General features: G+C 69.2%; 16 protein-coding genes. 6 read left to right on the forward strand and 10 right to left on the reverse strand.

All coding sequences use genetic code 11. From position 1 onward, the window contains the following. Positions 1-16 precede the first annotated feature (16 nt). From BOSE127_RS06815 to BOSE127_RS06840, 6 genes are all read right to left on the reverse strand, one after another. Positions 17-1,306: an ABC transporter permease gene (locus tag BOSE127_RS06815; protein ID WP_017888745.1), complete on the reverse strand. Its 1,290-nt coding sequence runs from the start codon at positions 1,304-1,306 to the stop codon at positions 17-19. Continuing rightward, positions 1,303-2,670 carry an ABC transporter permease gene (locus BOSE127_RS06820; RefSeq protein ID WP_194589691.1) on the reverse strand — a complete coding sequence of 456 codons (1,368 nt, stop codon included), beginning with the start codon at positions 2,668-2,670 and terminating at the stop codon, positions 1,303-1,305. The genes BOSE127_RS06815 and BOSE127_RS06820 overlap by 4 nt, the downstream gene beginning before the upstream one ends. Positions 2,671-2,784: 114 nt before the next feature. Then, on the reverse strand, positions 2,785-4,305 hold the full coding sequence (locus BOSE127_RS06825) for an ABC transporter ATP-binding protein (RefSeq protein WP_017888743.1): 1,521 nt from the start codon (positions 4,303-4,305) through the stop codon (positions 2,785-2,787). Positions 4,306-4,499: 194 nt separating this feature from the next. Further along, a complete protein-coding gene (locus BOSE127_RS06830) occupies positions 4,500-5,564 on the reverse strand; it encodes a BMP family lipoprotein (RefSeq protein ID WP_017888742.1) in 1,065 nt (354 codons plus the stop codon). Positions 5,565-5,798: 234 nt separating this feature from the next. Next, positions 5,799-6,356 carry a hypothetical protein gene (locus BOSE127_RS06835; RefSeq protein WP_159556678.1) on the reverse strand — a complete coding sequence of 186 codons (558 nt, stop codon included), beginning with the start codon at positions 6,354-6,356 and terminating at the stop codon, positions 5,799-5,801. Positions 6,357-6,432: 76 nt separating this feature from the next. Then, a complete protein-coding gene (locus tag BOSE127_RS06840; RefSeq protein ID WP_017888741.1) occupies positions 6,433-7,548 on the reverse strand; it encodes a mannose-1-phosphate guanylyltransferase in 1,116 nt (371 codons plus the stop codon). A 187-nt stretch (positions 7,549-7,735) separates the two neighbouring features. Here BOSE127_RS06840 and BOSE127_RS06845 point away from each other — a divergent pair, with 187 nt between their 5' ends. The 6 genes from BOSE127_RS06845 to BOSE127_RS06870 all read left to right on the forward strand — a co-directional run bounded on the left by BOSE127_RS06845 (position 7,736) and on the right by BOSE127_RS06870 (position 13,267). Further along, entirely contained in the window at positions 7,736-8,971 is a 1,236-nt protein-coding gene (locus BOSE127_RS06845; RefSeq protein ID WP_056071072.1) for a glycosyltransferase family 4 protein, read from the forward strand. 78 nt (positions 8,972-9,049) lie between these two features. Beyond that, positions 9,050-9,499, forward strand: coding sequence for a succinate dehydrogenase, cytochrome b556 subunit (gene sdhC / locus BOSE127_RS06850; RefSeq protein ID WP_017888739.1), 450 nt, complete (start codon positions 9,050-9,052; stop codon positions 9,497-9,499). Positions 9,500-9,510: 11 nt separating this feature from the next. Beyond that, positions 9,511-9,957 carry a succinate dehydrogenase, hydrophobic membrane anchor protein gene (sdhD, locus tag BOSE127_RS06855; RefSeq protein ID WP_056070803.1) on the forward strand — a complete coding sequence of 149 codons (447 nt, stop codon included), beginning with the start codon at positions 9,511-9,513 and terminating at the stop codon, positions 9,955-9,957. Positions 9,958-10,006: 49 nt separating this feature from the next. Beyond that, positions 10,007-11,800 carry a succinate dehydrogenase flavoprotein subunit gene (gene sdhA / locus BOSE127_RS06860; RefSeq protein ID WP_042538838.1) on the forward strand — a complete coding sequence of 598 codons (1,794 nt, stop codon included), beginning with the start codon at positions 10,007-10,009 and terminating at the stop codon, positions 11,798-11,800. A 1-nt stretch (position 11,801) separates the two neighbouring features. Continuing rightward, on the forward strand, positions 11,802-12,575 hold the full coding sequence (locus BOSE127_RS06865; protein ID WP_017888736.1) for a succinate dehydrogenase iron-sulfur subunit: 774 nt from the start codon (positions 11,802-11,804) through the stop codon (positions 12,573-12,575). A 50-nt stretch (positions 12,576-12,625) separates the two neighbouring features. Further along, entirely contained in the window at positions 12,626-13,267 is a 642-nt protein-coding gene (locus tag BOSE127_RS06870) for a TNT domain-containing protein (RefSeq protein WP_031260557.1), read from the forward strand. A 64-nt stretch (positions 13,268-13,331) separates the two neighbouring features. On the opposite strand, the gene BOSE127_RS06875 is transcribed toward BOSE127_RS06870, so the two are convergent. From BOSE127_RS06875 to BOSE127_RS06890, 4 genes are all read right to left on the reverse strand, one after another. Further along, complete coding sequence (locus tag BOSE127_RS06875) at positions 13,332-14,024, reverse strand: DUF805 domain-containing protein (RefSeq protein WP_056070800.1); 693 nt, start codon at positions 14,022-14,024, stop codon at positions 13,332-13,334. Continuing rightward, entirely contained in the window at positions 14,021-14,545 is a 525-nt protein-coding gene (locus BOSE127_RS06880; protein ID WP_071251836.1) for a DUF805 domain-containing protein, read from the reverse strand. Before BOSE127_RS06880 ends, BOSE127_RS06875 begins: the two co-directional genes overlap by 4 nt. Beyond that, positions 14,542-15,108, reverse strand: coding sequence for a DUF805 domain-containing protein (locus tag BOSE127_RS06885; RefSeq protein ID WP_017888733.1), 567 nt, complete (start codon positions 15,106-15,108; stop codon positions 14,542-14,544). Before BOSE127_RS06885 ends, BOSE127_RS06880 begins: the two co-directional genes overlap by 4 nt. An 82-nt stretch (positions 15,109-15,190) precedes the next feature. Next, a complete protein-coding gene (locus BOSE127_RS06890; RefSeq protein ID WP_159556680.1) occupies positions 15,191-15,736 on the reverse strand; it encodes a DUF805 domain-containing protein in 546 nt (181 codons plus the stop codon). Positions 15,737-15,818 lie beyond the last annotated feature (82 nt).

The following is a 15,818-nucleotide window of genomic DNA, read 5'->3' on the forward strand; positions in this document are numbered from 1 at the left end:
GTCTTGCGGAAGGGAACTAACTCTTGATGTAGGGCTTGCCGGACGCGGCGGGGCCGCGCGACTGCCCGACCAGGCCTGCCACGGCGAAGATCGTCACCACGTACGGCAGCATCAGCAGGAACTCGCTCGGCACGGGCGAGTCGATCGCCCCGAGCGTGTTCTGCAGGTTCGACGCGAAGCCGAACAGCAGCGCCGCGAGCGTCGCCTTGATCGGATCCCACCGGCCGAAGATGACGGCGGCCAGGGCGATGTAGCCGGCGCCCGCGGTCATGTCCTTCGTGAACGGCCCGACCGCGTCGAGCGTGAAGTACGCCCCGCCGAGACCGGCGATCGCACCGGCGAGGGAGACGTTCCAGAACCGGGTGCTCGTGACGTTGATGCCCACCGTGTCGGCGGCCTGCGGGTGCTCGCCGACGGCGCGGAGCCGCAGCCCCCAGCGGGTCTTGAACAGCCCGAAGGTGACCACCGCGACGGCGATGTAGGCGAGGTAGACGACGACCGTCTGCTCGAAGAACACCGGTCCGATGACCGGGATCTGGTGCAGCAGCGGGATCTCGACCTTCGGGAACCGGATGCCGATGTTGAGCGTCTCCTCGTTCGGGGAGAGCACCTGCGAGTACAGGAAGCCGGTCAGGCCGGAGATGAACGCGTTGATGACGACACCGACGATGACCTGGTCGACCAGGTACTTGATGCTGAACGCCGCGAGGACGAACGACACGAGCATGCCGGCGACGAGCGCGGCGACGAGGCCGACCCAGGGCGACCCGGTGATCGACGCGACCATCGCGGAGCTGAACGCACCGGCGAGGAACTGGCCCTCGATCGCGATGTTCACGACGCCGACCCGTTCGGAGATGACGCCGCCGAGGGCACCGAACACGAGCGGCACGCTCAGGCTCAGCGCGCCGAGCAGCAGGCCGGGGATCGGCAGGGACGAGCCGGCGGCGGCCCAGGTCAGGAACCCGACGACGAACACCACCGCGAAGACCGACGTGACCCACAGCGCGACCCGGCGCAGCGCACGCGTCTCGATGAACGCGTAGACCGTCAGGATCGCGAGCAGGACGATGACGACGATGCCCGTCCCGAGCGCGGGCAACGGGACGTTCGGCAGCGCGAAGAAGTCACCGGCGTTCGCCAGGCGGAACGTGGTGGTGCCGGAACGCGGCAGCAGGCCGAACAGCACGATCGCGATGAGCGTGAACACGCCGTACCCGATCGGGAGCTTCCAGCTCCTGGTGGTCTCGAGCGGACGGTCCGCGAGCGGCGACGCGGGGGCCGCGGTGGGGCTGAGGGTGCTCATGCGGCGACCGCCTTCTTGCTGGTCTTGTTCGTCTTCGTGCGCTTGCGGGCACCCGGCTGCGGGATCCGGAAGATCGCGCGGACGAGCGGCGGCGCCGCGATGAAGAGGACGATGAGGGCCTGGATGACCCCGACGATGTCGATCGGGATGCCGTTGGCGGCCTGCATGGCGTAGCCACCGTTCTTCAGCACGCCGAACAGGATGGCCGCCCAGAACACGCCCCACGGCTTGGAACGGCCGAGCAGGGCCACGGTGATGGCGTCGAAGCCGATGCCGGCGTCGATGCCCGAGGTGAAGCCCGACGTGACGGCGCCCTGCACCTGGTAGGCGCCGGCGATGCCCACCAGGGCACCGGAGATCAGCATCACCCAGATGGTCAGCGACGGGACGCTCATGCCGGCCACGCGGGCGGCACGGGGGTTCTCACCGATGGTGCGGAACCGGAAGCCGAGGGACGACTTGTTGACGAGCCACCAGACCACGATGACCGCGATGATCGCGACGATGAACCCCAGGTCCACGCCGTACCGGACGCCGAAGAGCTGCGGCAGCAGGGCGCTGTCCTTCGTGGGGGGCGAGATCGGGTTGCTGCTGCCCGGGGCCTGCAGCAGGCCCGGGGTGCGGAGCAGGTAGCTGACCAGGTAGAGCGCGACGTAGTTGAGCATGATCGTGACGACCACCTCGTTCGCACCCGTCCGGGCCTTCAGCACCCCGACGATGCCACCCCACACGGCGCCGCCGACGATGCCGGCGAGGATCGTGAGCGGGATGTGGACCGCGGCGGGGCCGTCGAACGAGAACCCGACCCACCCGGCGGCCGCGGCCCCCATCAGGATCTGGCCCTGACCGCCGATGTTGAACAGTCCGGCGCGGAACGACAGCGCGATCCCCAGGCCTGCGGCGATGAGCGGCACCGAGTAGTCGACGGAGCGCGTGAGCGGCCCGATCGCCTGCTGGAACGAGTCCGCGCCGAAGTTGAACACCGAGCCCTGGAACAGCGAGGCGTACGCGCCGCCGACCGCGGTGCCGACCGCCTGGAGCATGTCCGTCGGGCGAGCGAAGAAGTACCCGGCGGTGGCACGGACGTTCTCGTCCGTCACCGCGATGAGGATGCCGCAGGCGACCAGCGCGAGGACGACGGCGAGCACCGTGACGAGCACGGAGCCGTTCAGGATCCCCTGCAGGGCGGCGTGCCAGCGGTCGCCGCCGGCGCCGTTGCGGCGCTCGGTGTCCGCTGCCGAGTCCGTCATCAGGTGCGGGGTCGACTCGACCTCCTGCAGACGGTCGTCGGTGAGCGGGGCGTCGGCGGTGTCGTTCGCCGCCGGGGCCGGCTGCTGCGTGTTGTCTGGCGGTGGGGTGGTCACGCTGCCAGCTCCGTTCCGGTCGTGGGTGTGGCGTGGATCTCGCCGGCCGAACCGGTCATGCGGCCAGCTCCGTTCCGGTCGTGGGTGTGGCGTGGATCTCGCCGGCCGAACCGGTCATGCGGCCAGCTCCGTTCCTTCAGGGATCTCCCCGGCCATCATGAGGCCGAGGACGTCGCGGGGGGTGGTCGCGGGGACGATGCCGACGATGCCACCGCGGTACATCACGGCGATGCGGTCGGCCAGTGCGACGACCTCGTCGAGCTCGGTGGAGACGACGATGACCGGCACACCGGTGTCGCGGGTGGCGACGATGCGCTTGTGGACGAACTCGATCGAGCCGACGTCGATGCCGCGGGTGGGCTGCGCGGCGACGAACAGCCGCAGTTCGCGGCTCAGCTCGCGCGCCAGGACGATCTTCTGCTGGTTGCCGCCGGACAGCCGACCGGCAGCGGTGGTGCGACCAGGCGTCCGGATGTCGAACTCGGCGATCTTCTCGTCGGCGAACGCGTCACGCTCCGCCGACCGGATGGTGCCGGCGCGGACGAACTCGGCGTGGTCGGCGCGGTCGAGCATCAGGTTCTCGGCGATGGTGAACTCGCCGACCAGGCCGTCCTCCTTGCGGTCCTCGGGGACGAAGCCGACGCCCGCGTCGAGCACCTGCTTGACGCTCCGGCCGGTGAGTTCCTTGCCGTCCAGGGTGATGCGGCCACCGTGCGCGGGCTCGAGGCCCATGATCGCCTCGGTGAGCTCGGTCTGCCCGTTGCCCTGCACCCCGGCGATCGCCAGGACCTCGCCGCGACGCACCGTGAAGGAGACGTCGTCGACGAGCACGATGCCGGACGGGTCGGTGACGGTGAGGTGCTCGACGACCAGGGCGTCGTCGCCACCGGTCGAGGGTTCCTTGTCGACCACGAGCGAGACGGCGCGGCCGACCATCAGCGCGGCCAGCTCGTTGTTCGTGGCGGTCGGCGAAGCTTCGCCGACGACCTTGCCGAGGCGGATGACCGTGATGCGGTCGGCGACCTCGCGCACCTCACGGAGCTTGTGGGTGATGAAGACGATGGCGGTGCCGGCTTCGCGGAGCTGGCGCATGATGCCCATCAGCTCGTCGGTCTCCTGCGGGGTGAGGACGGCCGTCGGCTCGTCGAACACCAGCACGGAGGCATCGCGGGACAGCGCCTTGATGATCTCGACGCGCTGCTGCACACCGACGGGCAGGTCCTCGACCTTGGCGTCCGGGTCCACGTCGAACCCGAAACGGTCCGAGATCTCCTGCACGCGCTTGCGGGCACCGGCCAGGTCGAGACGGCCACCGAAGGTCGTCTGCTCCTGCCCGAGCATCACGTTCTCGGCGACCGTGAACACGGGCACGAGCATGAAGTGCTGGTGCACCATGCCGATGCCGGCGCGCATGGCGTCACCGGGGCCGTCGAAGTCCTGCACCACGTCGTCGAGCAGGATCTCGCCCTCGTCGGCGTCGTACAGGCCGTACAGGACGTTCATCAGGGTGGACTTGCCGGCGCCGTTCTCACCCAGGAGGCAGTGGACCTCACCCGGCTCGACGGTGAGCGAGATGTGGTCGTTGGCGACCAGGGCGCCGAACCGCTTGGTGATGCCGCGGAGTTCGAGCTTCATGTTCGGGAGTCTATTTCTGTCTCGCGCGCGCCACGCGGGCGCACGGTGTCGCGTGCACCCTGCGGAAGCACGGTCTGGCGCGCACCCTTGGGTGCACGGTCTGGGGTGCACCCTGGGGATGCACGGTCTGGGGTGCGCCACCTGGGCGCACGAGAACGCGGGCGAGGGATGCTCCCCCGCCCGCGTTCACCGGGTCAGGACTGGGTCTTGACCTTGATCGAGCCGTCGATGATGCCGGCCTTCACGTCGTCGAGCTCGCCCTGCAGGCCCTTGTCGACCTTGGACTCGAAGTCGTGGAACGGAGCGATGCCGACGCCGTCGTTCTTCAGGGTGCCGACGTACGGCTCCTTCGAGAACTTGTCGTCAGCCGCCTGCTCGACGACGTCCTTCACGGCCGGGCGCATGCCCTTCTCGACCGAGGTGAAGGCGATGTCCTTGTAGCGGGGGTCGGCCTCGTAGAGGTCGCTGTCCGCGCCGATCAGGACGGAACCGTTGTCGGCGTCCTTGATGGCCTCGGCAGCGGACTGGTAGATCGGGCCACCGACGGGCAGGATCACGTCGGCGTCCTGGTCGAGGAGCGTCTGCGCGACCGACTTGGCCTGCGTGCCGGCCTCGAAGCCACCGGTGAAGGAACCCTTGCCGGTGTCGACGTTCCAGCCGACGACCTTGACGTCCTTGTCCTTCTGCTCGTTGTAGTACTTCACGCCGTCCGCGAAGCCGTCCATGAAGATGGTGACGGTCGGGATCTGCATGCCGCCGAAGGTGCCGACGACGCCGGTCTTCGAGTACGACGCCGCCGCGTAGCCGGCGAGGAACGCGGCCTGCGAGGTGTCGAACGTGATCGGCTTGACGTTCTTGGCGTCGATCGAGTTGTCGTCGATGATCGCGAAGTCGGTGTCGGGGTTCGCAGCGGCCTGCTTCTTCGTGGCGTCGGCCAGGTTGAAGCCGACGGTCACGACGAGGTTGCAGTTCTGGCCGATGAGCTGCTCGATGTTCGAGTCGTAGACGGTGGCGTCCTTGGACTCGGCTTCCTTGTAGGTGGCGCCGAGGTCCTTGGCGGCGTCCTTCATGCCCTCGTAGCCGAGCTGGTTGAACGACTTGTCGTCGAACCCACCGGCGTCGGAGACCATGCAGGGGCGGAAGTCGGTCTTCTTCGCCGTTTCGGTGGTGGACGGCGCCGAGGCACAGCCGGCCAGGACGGCGACGGTGCCGGCGAGCGCGAGGCCGCTGAGGACGACCTGTCGGGTACGAGATGTCACGGGTTGGTTCCTCCGGGGAGCGTGCCCGGACCACGTGCGTTCCGGGCGATCGTGGCGACAGTACACGACCGTCGGGTCGGTACAGGACCCGTTGCGGGGGTCCCGTGGATCGGTTACGGGATCGCGACCCCGCCGAAACGCGCCCGTAACGCGGGGTCGCCCGCTCACCCCCAGTTCGAGGGGTTTGTCGGTGGAGCGCTACAGGACGTCGCCGCGAGAGCGGATCTCTGGAGGTCAGAGTTCGTCGGGGTCACCCGGGAAGCACAGCGAGATGGCCTGGACGGTGTAGTTCCCCGAGTAGGCGTAGACGCTGATCGAGACGACCTTCCCTGCGCCGTCGCCGAAGATGGCAGGCCCGTCGCTCGAATCATGCTGGGTGACCCGCATCCCCTGACCTTCCCAGTGCTCCGTCATCCGGGCGGCGTCGGCATCGGGCCGCCCGGTCATCGTGCTCCCGGTGAGGTAGCGCCAGTGCGCACCTCGCTCGCCGTCCTCGAGGACGCAGCCTTCCGCGTAGTCCGGCCCGGTGCGTGCTTTCCATTCACCGCCGAGTCGCCCTGTCGCGTCATCGACCGCTTCGACCATCTGTCGCTTCGCGGCGTTCTCACTCACCGGGGGCTCCGTTCGTCGTGGGTCTCGAGTGTCCGGCTCATGCAGGACGCAACCCGCCAGGGTCGTGGAGATCACCACCAGTGCGAGCAAGCCCGAGACGGTCCGGCGGATCGTGGTGCAACGATCGGCGATCATCGTTCTCCGATCAGGGGTCGAGGCAGTCGAGGCGTTCTTGGTCACGGGCAGTCGGCGGCTTCGGATTGCAGGGAGTCGCGTCACACCTGGAACATCACCGGCCGGTTGCGGATGCTCGGACCTACAGGACGTCGCCCCGGCCGCTGATCTTCAGGGCATCCACGACACCCTTCACCCGCTGGGCGTTCGCGCTCGTGGTGACGAGCAGGGCGTCCGGGGTGTCCACGACGACGATGTCCTCGACGCCGATGAGTGAGATGAGTCGCTGGCTGTGCGAGATCACGATGCCGCTCGACGAGTCCGCCAGGATGCGCGCACCGTCCCCGAGCACCGCGAGGTTGTTCGGTCGCCCACCGGACTGCAGCTTGGCGAGCGAGGCGAAGTCGCCCACGTCGTCCCAGTCGAAGTCGCCGGGCACGACGGCCATGCGACCAGCAGCAGCAGCGGGCTCGGCGACTGTGTAGTCGATCGCGATCTTCTCGAGCGTGGGCCAGACCGCGTCGACGACCGCGCCGCGCGCCGAGGTGTCCCAGGCGTCCGCCAGCTCGTTGATGCCGGCCAGCAGCGTCGGGTTGTTCCGGCCGATCTCCTCGAGCAGCACGTCGGCGCGGGCGATGAACATGCCCGCGTTCCACAGGTACGTGCCCTGCTCGACGTACGAGCGGGCGGTGTCCAGGTCGGGCTTCTCGACGAACGACCGGACGGCGTGCGCGGTCGGTGCGCCCTCGATGTCCAGGGTGTCGCCGTGCGCGTGGATGTACCCGAAGCCGATCGCGGGCTCCGTCGGGGTGATGCCGATGGTCGTGACGTAGCCGGCGCGGGCGACGGCGACGGCTTCGCGGACCGAACGGCGGAAACCGCGTGCGTCGCCGATGACGTGGTCGGCCGCGAAGGAGCCGATGACGACGTCGGGCTCGCGGCGCACCAGGATCGCCGCGGCCAGGCCGATGGCCGCCGTCGAGTCCTTCGGCTCGCTCTCGAGCACCACGTTGTGGTCCTCGACGCCGGGTAGCTGCGACTCGACCGCGACGCGGTGCGCACGGCCGGTGACGACCATGATCCGCTGGTCGCCGGCGAGCGGCGCCAGGCGGTCCCAGGTCTGCCGCAGCAGCGAGGTGCCGGAACCCGTCAGGTCGTGCAGGAACTTGGGTGCGTCCGCGCGCGACAACGGCCACAGGCGCGATCCGATGCCCCCTGCGGGGATGATCGCGTAGAAGTCTTCGAGAGCGTCAGCCACGCGCTCACCGTACCGCCCCCGCCGGGCGGATCCTGGGTGGTCTCCGCACGATTCCCGCATGCGGCCTCCCGCAGGACGCCGTCCGGCGTCCGCACCGGAGGGCGTCGCGTTGTTCACCCGGCGCGCGCGTCCCGTTCACGTCGTCGGCCCCGTCGGGTCACGTCACGCCCGGAGCATGGGCAGCACCATGAGCGCACGCAGCGTGGAGCGCGGCACGTCCCCCCGGACCGTCGCCGTCGTGACCGAGAGCTTCCTGCCCACCCTCAACGGCGTGACCACGAGTGTCCTGGCGGTCCTCGACCACCTGGAACGACGTGGTCACCGCGCGGTCGTGATCGCCCCGGACACCCCCGGACTCGCGCAGTTCCGCTCGCGCAGCGCGGTCGAGCGCTACCGCTCCTTCGACGTCCACCGTGTCCCTGCGGTCGCCTACCGGCAGTTCCCGGTGGCGCTCCCCCACCCGGTGCTCGACACGATCCTCGCCGCCTCCGGCGCCGACGTGCTCCACGCCGCGAGTCCGTTCCTGCTGGGTGGGCGCGCGATCACGGCGGCCGGGAGGCTCGGCATCCCCTCCGTCGCCGTCTTCCAGACCGACGTGGCCGGGTTCGCCCGCCGCAACGGCCTGACCGCGACCATCCCGTTGGTGCGGAAGATCCTCGGACGCATCCACGCGGGCGCCTCGCTGACGCTCGCCCCGTCGAGCGCGACGGCCGCGATGCTCGCCGAGGACGGCGTACCGCGCGTCGCCCGCTGGGGTCGCGGCGTCGACACCGAGCTGTTCCACCCCGCACGCCGGACGTCGGGGCACGTGCGGGCGCTCCGCCGCCGGCTCGCCCCGAACGGCGAGACGATCGTCGGGTACGTCGGTCGCCTCGCCCCGGAGAAGGAGGTCGAGCGACTCGCCGAACTCGGTGGTGTCCCCGGCATCCGGGTCGTCGTCGCCGGCGGCGGTCCGTCGCGGGCGATGCTCGAGCGGCGGCTCCGGCACCTCGACGTCACCTTCACCGGCCCCTTGCGCGGCGACGCCCTCGCCGACGCGTACGCAGCACTCGACCTGTTCGTGCACACCGGTCCGGCCGAGACCTTCGGGCAGACCCTGCAGGAGGCCCACGCCTCCGGCCTACCGGTGATCGCACCGGCGTCCGGCGGCCCGCTCGACCTGGTCGCCCCGGGGCTCGACGGGGAGCTCTACGACGCCGACGCACCCCAGGCCCTGCGGCACGCCGTCCTGCGGCTGCACCACGACCGCGCCCTGGCCGAGCGGATGGGTTCGGCCGGTCGGCTCCGCGTCGAGGGGACCACGTGGGAGGCCGTCGGCGACCAGCTCCTCGACCACCACGACACGGCCCGGACCATCGGCGCGCCGCCCGTCGGACGGGGCCTCCGGGCAGGTCGGGACGAGAAGGTCAGCGCTCGCGCATAGGATGGGTCGTGTTCCACACGAACACGAACGGCAAGGGCTCGCCGATCGGGCGAGCCCGTCCTATGGAAGGACGAGCTCATGGCTGAGCACACCGGCGGGGGTACGGCGACGGCGGTGCCCGACGTCTCGATCGAAGCGCCCAGGGCTTCTCGGACGCCACAGGGCACGCTCTACCGCGGATCCATCGGGATGTGGTCGTGGGTCCTCCACCGCATCACGGGCGTCGCGATCTACTTCTTCCTGCTCGTGCACATCCTCGACACGGCACTCGTGCGGCTCTCCCCCGAGGCCTACAACGCCGTCATCGGCACGTACAAGACCCCGATCATGAACCTCGGCGAGATCGCGCTGGTGATGGCCATCGTGTTCCACGCGTTCAACGGCCTGCGGATCATCCTGATCGACTTCTGGTCCAAGGGCCCGAAGTACCAGCGGGCCATGTTCTGGATCGTCATGGTCCTGTGGGCGGTGGCGATCGCGGGCTTCCTGCCCCGCCAGCTCATGAACCTCGTCGCGGACTTCAACTGAGGGGCACGGACATGACCACGCAGATCGTCGAACCTCCCCGCTCGGCAGCGGCCGCCCGGAGCACCACCAACTGGGAGAAGTGGGGCTGGATCTACATGCGCGCCTCGGGCGTCCTGCTCGTCGTGCTGATCTTCGGCCACCTCTTCGTCAACATGGTGGCGGGCGAGGGCGTCAAGCAGATCGACTTCGCCTTCGTCGCCGGCAAGTGGGCCAACCCCTTCTGGAAGGTCTGGGACTCGCTCATGCTGGTCCTCGCCCTCATCCACGGCTCGAACGGCATGCGCACCATCGTCAACGACTACGTGTCGAAGCCGGGCATCCGCAAGACGCTCCTCATCGCGATCCTGGCCGCCTGCGTCGTGCTGATCGTGCTCGGGCTCCTCGTCTGCTGGACCTTCGACCCGTGCCCCGCCGGCGCAGCTGCCGCCGACCTGCCGTCCTTCTGCCCGGCGCAGTAGCACCACCACCGTTGCTGCCCGCGTTCCCACCGTCTACGGAAAGACCCCTGTGACCGAGACCACCGTCCACCACCACCAGTTCGACATCGTCATCATCGGCGCCGGAGGCGCGGGCATGCGAGCCGCGATCGAAGCCGGCCCGAAGGCGAAGACGGCCGTCATCTCGAAGCTCTACCCCACCCGGTCGCACACCGGTGCGGCGCAGGGCGGTATGGCCGCAGCCCTCGCGAACGTCGAAGAGGACTCGTGGGAGTGGCACACCTTCGACACGATCAAGGGCGGCGACTACCTGGTCGACCAGGACGCCGCCGAGATCCTCGCGAAAGAGGCGATCGACGCCGTCATCGACCTCGAGAACATGGGCCTGCCGTTCAACCGCACGCCCGAGGGCAAGATCGACCAGCGTCGTTTCGGTGGGCACACCCGCGACCACGGCAAGTCCCCGGTCCGCCGGGCCTGCTACGCCGCCGACCGCACCGGGCACATGATCCTGCAGACGCTGTTCCAGAACTGCGTGAAGCTCGGCGTCGAGTTCTACAACGAGTTCTACGCACTCGACCTCATCATGGTCGACGTCGTCGGCGAGGACGGCGTCACCCGCCAGCAGCCGGCCGGCGTCGTCGCGTTCGAGCTCGCGACCGGTGAGCTCCACGTCTTCCACGCCAAGGCGATGATCTTCGCGACCGGTGGCTTCGGCAAGATGTACAAGACCACCTCGAACGCGCACACCCTGACCGGCGACGGCGTCGGCATCGTCTGGCGCAAGGGCCTGCCGCTCGAGGACATGGAGTTCTTCCAGTTCCACCCGACCGGCCTCGCAGGGCTCGGGATCCTGCTGACCGAGGGTGCCCGCGGTGAGGGCGCGATCCTCCGGAACGCCTCGGGTGAGCGCTTCATGGAGCGGTACGCCCCCACCATCAAGGACCTCGCTCCGCGTGACATCGTCGCGCGCTGCATGGTGCAGGAAGTGGCAGAAGGTCGCGGCGCCGGTCCGAACAAGGACTACGTGCTGCTCGACTGCACGCACCTGGGTGCCGAGGTCCTCGAGACGAAGCTGCCGGACATCACCGAGTTCGCCCGGACGTACCTCGGTGTCGACCCCGTCGTCGAGCCGGTCCCCGTCATGCCGACCGCGCACTACGCGATGGGCGGGATCCCGACGAACGTCAAGGCCGAGGTCCTGTACGACAACACCACCGTCGTCCCCGGGCTGTACGCCGCCGGCGAGTGCGCCTGCGTCTCCGTGCACGGCTCGAACCGTCTCGGCACGAACTCGCTGCTCGACATCAACGTCTTCGGCAAGCGCTCGGGCAACAACGCCGCCGAGTGGGTCCAGACCGCCGAGTTCCTCCCGCTGCCGGAAGACCCGGCTGCTGGCGTCCGCGGCATGCTCGACCAGCTCCGCGCCTCCACCGGCACCGAGCGCGTCTCTGCCCTCCGCAAGGAACTGCAAGAGGAGATGGACAAGAACGCGCAGGTGTTCCGCACGGACGAGTCGCTCGCCCGTGTCACCGAGACCCTGCACACACTGCGCAACCGTTTCATGCAGGTCTCCGTGCAGGACAAGGGCAAGCGGTTCAACACCGACCTGCTCGAGGCCGTCGAGCTCGGGTTCCTGCTCGACCTGGCCGAGGTCGTCGTCTACTCCGCACGCAACCGCAAGGAGAGCCGCGGCGGACACATGCGCGACGACTACCCCAAGCGCGACGACGAGAACTACATGCAGCACACCATGGCGTACCTGACGGGCGACCCGCACTCGTCACTCGCCGACGACCACATCACGCTCGACTGGAAGCCTGTCGTCATCACGCGGTACCAGCCGATGGAGAGGAAGTACTGAGATGACCGACACCCTGGTCTCCGAAGCACCCCGCACCGACACCGTGCAGGACGCCCCTCCCGGATCCTTCTCCGTCACGGTCATCGTCCGTCGCTTCGATCCCGACGTCGACGACGAGCCGCGCTGGCAGGACTTCGACGTCATGATGCTGCCGACCGACCGCATCCTCGACGCCCTGCACAAGATCAAGTGGGAGCAGGACGGGTCCCTGACCTTCCGGCGTTCCTGCGCGCACGGTGTCTGCGGCTCCGACGCGATGCGCATCAACGGTCGGAACCGTCTGGCGTGCAAGACCCTGATCAAGGACCTCGACGTCTCGAAGCCGATCTACGTCGAGGCGATCAAGGGCCTGCCGCTCGAGAAGGACCTCGTCGTCGACATGGAGCCCTTCTTCCAGAGCTACCGCGAGGTGCAGCCGTTCCTGCAGTCCTCGTCGGCCCCGACGCCCGGCAAGGAGCGTGTGCAGTCCGTCGCCGACCGCGCCCGGTTCGACGACACCACGAAGTGCATCCTCTGCGCGGCGTGCACGTCGTCCTGCCCGGTGTTCTGGACCGACGGGCAGTACTTCGGCCCCGCCGCGATCGTGAACGCCCACCGCTTCATCTTCGACTCCCGCGACGACGCCGCGAACGTCCGTCTCGACATCCTCAACGACAAGGAAGGCGTCTGGCGCTGCCGGACAACCTTCAACTGCACCGACGCGTGCCCTCGCGGAATCCAGGTGACGAAGGCGATCTCCGAGGTCAAGCAGGCGATCATGCGGGGTCGGGCGTAGTCCCGGCTCCGTCCAAGCTCCGCACCACGCCGACCGATAGGCTCCCGACCATGACGTTCGCGGACACCCGCCCCATCCTCGACCAGCTCGGCTACACGACCCGGTACGTGCAGCTCCCCGGTGAGACCCTGCACGAACCGCCGGTCGAGGGGGCGCTCCGCATCGTCCAGACCGACGCCTCCGACTACGCGCTCGAGGTCGTCGACTACGGCACGGCTCGTCGGCTCGCGCAGGCGACGGGCGAGGACGACGCCGTGGAGATGCTGCGCCGGTTCCTGAACCGTCCGTTCCCGCAGCCGCGCGACATCCCCCGCCACGAGCTCGACGGGCTCCGTGACCGTGCGGCGTCGACCTACCCGCAGCTCGCGCAGCAGGTCTCCCAGGCGGGCGAACAGGGCCTGACCATCCAGATCCCGGCCGGCGTCCCCGTCGACCGCATCGGTGGCCCGGACGGCTACCTGCTCCACCCGCTCGACACCCCGCTGCCCAGCCGCTCGCTGCCGCCGCACGTGACCTCGTCGCCCGAGACGCACCGCTACGTCGTCGACCGGCCGTTCCTGGTGAACGTCCGCTTCGTCCAGCCGTGGTTCGAGCAGCCGGGCGGTGCCCTGCGCTTCCAGATCGCCGACCCGTCCGCCACCGTGCGCGACCTGGTCGTCGACGGCGCGCTCGTCCGTCTCCGGGTGGTCTGACCGTCCAACGAGAACAGCCCACCCTGCGCTCGATGCGTGGGGTGGGCTGTTCTCGTTCGTGGAGCTACCGCAGGTCAGGGCGGTCGTACTGCGCGCCGGCCGGGTTCGACGGCAGGCAGCCGAACACGATCGCAGCCGCGCTGACGAACAGCGCGATCAGCCAGAACGGGCCTGCCAGGTTCGCGTCGTGCACGCGACGCCAGCCCAGCGCGATGCCCGGCACGATCGTGGCGAGCCACCACAGGAAGGAGAGGCCGAGCAGCACGAAGGCGAACGGCGACGGAGCGCTGCTCCCCGTGGGGTTGCCGTACTCGTCGACGCCGCTACTCGCCCCGACCGTCGCGAACAGGACGGCGTAGAACCCGCCGAACAACACGATGGTCACGATGGCGTTGGCGAGGACGAAGTACCAGAACTCACTCCGACTGGCGCGCCCGTCGAACCGGGCGTACTTCTTGAAGAACCGCGTGAACGCATCGAGGAACCCGATGCCGTACCACGGCGCCCAGAGCGGCGGGGTGCCATCAGGCCCGAGCGGGATCGGCTGCGCGAACTGCGGGTACGGGTCGACGTAGGGCTGGGCGTACGGCTGCTGCCCGTACCCAGGCTGCTGCCCGTACCCAGGCTGCTGCCCGTACCCGGGCTGCTGCCCGTAGCCCGGCTGCTGCCCGTACCCAGGCTGCTGCCCGTACCCGGGCTGCCCCTGCGGCTGGTCGCCGCCCGGCTGGCCCCACTGCGGCGTCCCGTCGTTGCTCATCGGCTCGTGTCCGGACGGTCGTACCGAGCGCCCTGCGGGTTCGACGGCAGCAGTCCGAAGACGACACCGGCGACGCCGATGAACAGCGCGATGATCCACAGTGCACCGGACAGGTTCGCGTCGTGCAGGCGTCGCCAGCCCAGGGCGAGCGACGGCACCAGGGTCGCGAGGCCCCAGAGCACCAGCAGGACGAGCACCACCCAGAAGATCGGCGGGACCGGGTCCACCACCTGGTACGCAGTGCCGTAGTAGTCGACCGTCCGGGCGTTGAGCGTGGTGAGGCGGATGACGGCGCCGATGGTCACCAGGGCCCCGGTGACGATCGTGTTCGCCAGGAACCACCACCAGAACTCACTCCGACTCGCACGACCGCTGAACGTGGCGTACTTCGCGAAGAAGCGGGCGATGGCCTTCGGGAACGAGATGCCGTACCACGGAGCCCATCGCGGCGGGACGCCCGCGGCGCCGGTCGACTGACCGGTCTGCTCCGCGGGCGTCCACTGCTGCGTGCTCTCGGTCATCGGACACCCTGCGGACGGTCGTACCGCGCGCCCTGCGGGTTCGAGGGCAGCAGACCGAAGACGATGCCGACGATGCCGACGAAGAGCGCGATGATCCACAGCGCACCGGGGAGGTTCGCGTCGTGCAGTCGGCGCCAGCCGAGGGCGAGCGTCGGGACGATGATCGCCAGGCCCCAGAGCAGGGCGACGATGCCGACGATGACGAAGAGGGCGGACGGCTCGGTGACGGTCGACTGGACGCTGGTGGACGTCGCAGTCGACATCGACACGGTCGAGCGTTCGGAGGTGGCGATGCCGATGCCGTACAGGATGCCGAGGACGATGCCGATGATCCCGTTGGCCAGGTACCACCACCAGAACTCGCTCCGGCTGGCGCGACCGCTGAAGGTCGCGTACTTCTTGAAGAAGCGGCCGACGGCCTTGCCGAACGAGATCCCGTACCACGGTGCCCACAGCGGCGGTTCCCCGTCGGGCCCGGTCGGCGGCTGCTGGCCGTACTGCGGCGTGCCACCGAACTGGGCGTTCGGCTGGTTGTTCGGATCCTGCGGGTACTGGTCGCTCACGTGGTCCCCCTCGAGTGTTGGCTGATGTACACGTCCGAGTCAACCAGAACTCCCGAGCGGGCGGCAGGGCCGATCCGCCGCGCTACCCCTGCTGCGGTCGGTCGTACTGCTGCCCCTGCGGGTTCGTCGACATCAGGCCGATGATCAACGAGAACAGGATGCCGATGGGCGGGATGATGAAGAACAGCGCGAACATGCCGCTGAGGTTCACGTCGTGCAGCCGGCGCACGGTCAACGCGATGAACCCGAGGGCGCAGGCGAGGCTCCAGAGGCTGCCGAGTCCGTCCGAGCCGTCGTTGACGAACGGCAACACGTCGAACCCGCTGCCGATGATGCCGGCGGCCGCCGAGCCGATCAGGTACCAGAGCGCCCAGAACCAGTACTCCGACTGGCTGGCCCGACCGTCGAAGCGCACGTACTTCTTCCAGAACCGCAGGAACGCCTGGGGGAAGGGGATGCCGTACCAGGGCGCCCAGAGCGGCGGCTCGGATCTCCCACCACTCGGCTGAGCCGGACCGGGCTGCCCGTACTGCCCTGGAGGCTGCTGACCCGGCTGCCCCCACGGCTGCTGGCCGGACTGACCCGGCTGCTGCCCGTACGGGTCCCTGGGTGGGTACTGGTCACTCATGCGTGCGTTCCTTCCGGCGCGGGCTGTCGGTCCACACAGAGTGTGGCACTCCCCCGAGCCGGCGAGCGTCATCCGCGGGGAC

Source organism: Curtobacterium sp. 8I-2 (genome assembly GCF_902506155.1).
Classification (GTDB): domain Bacteria; phylum Actinomycetota; class Actinomycetes; order Actinomycetales; family Microbacteriaceae; genus Curtobacterium; species Curtobacterium poinsettiae.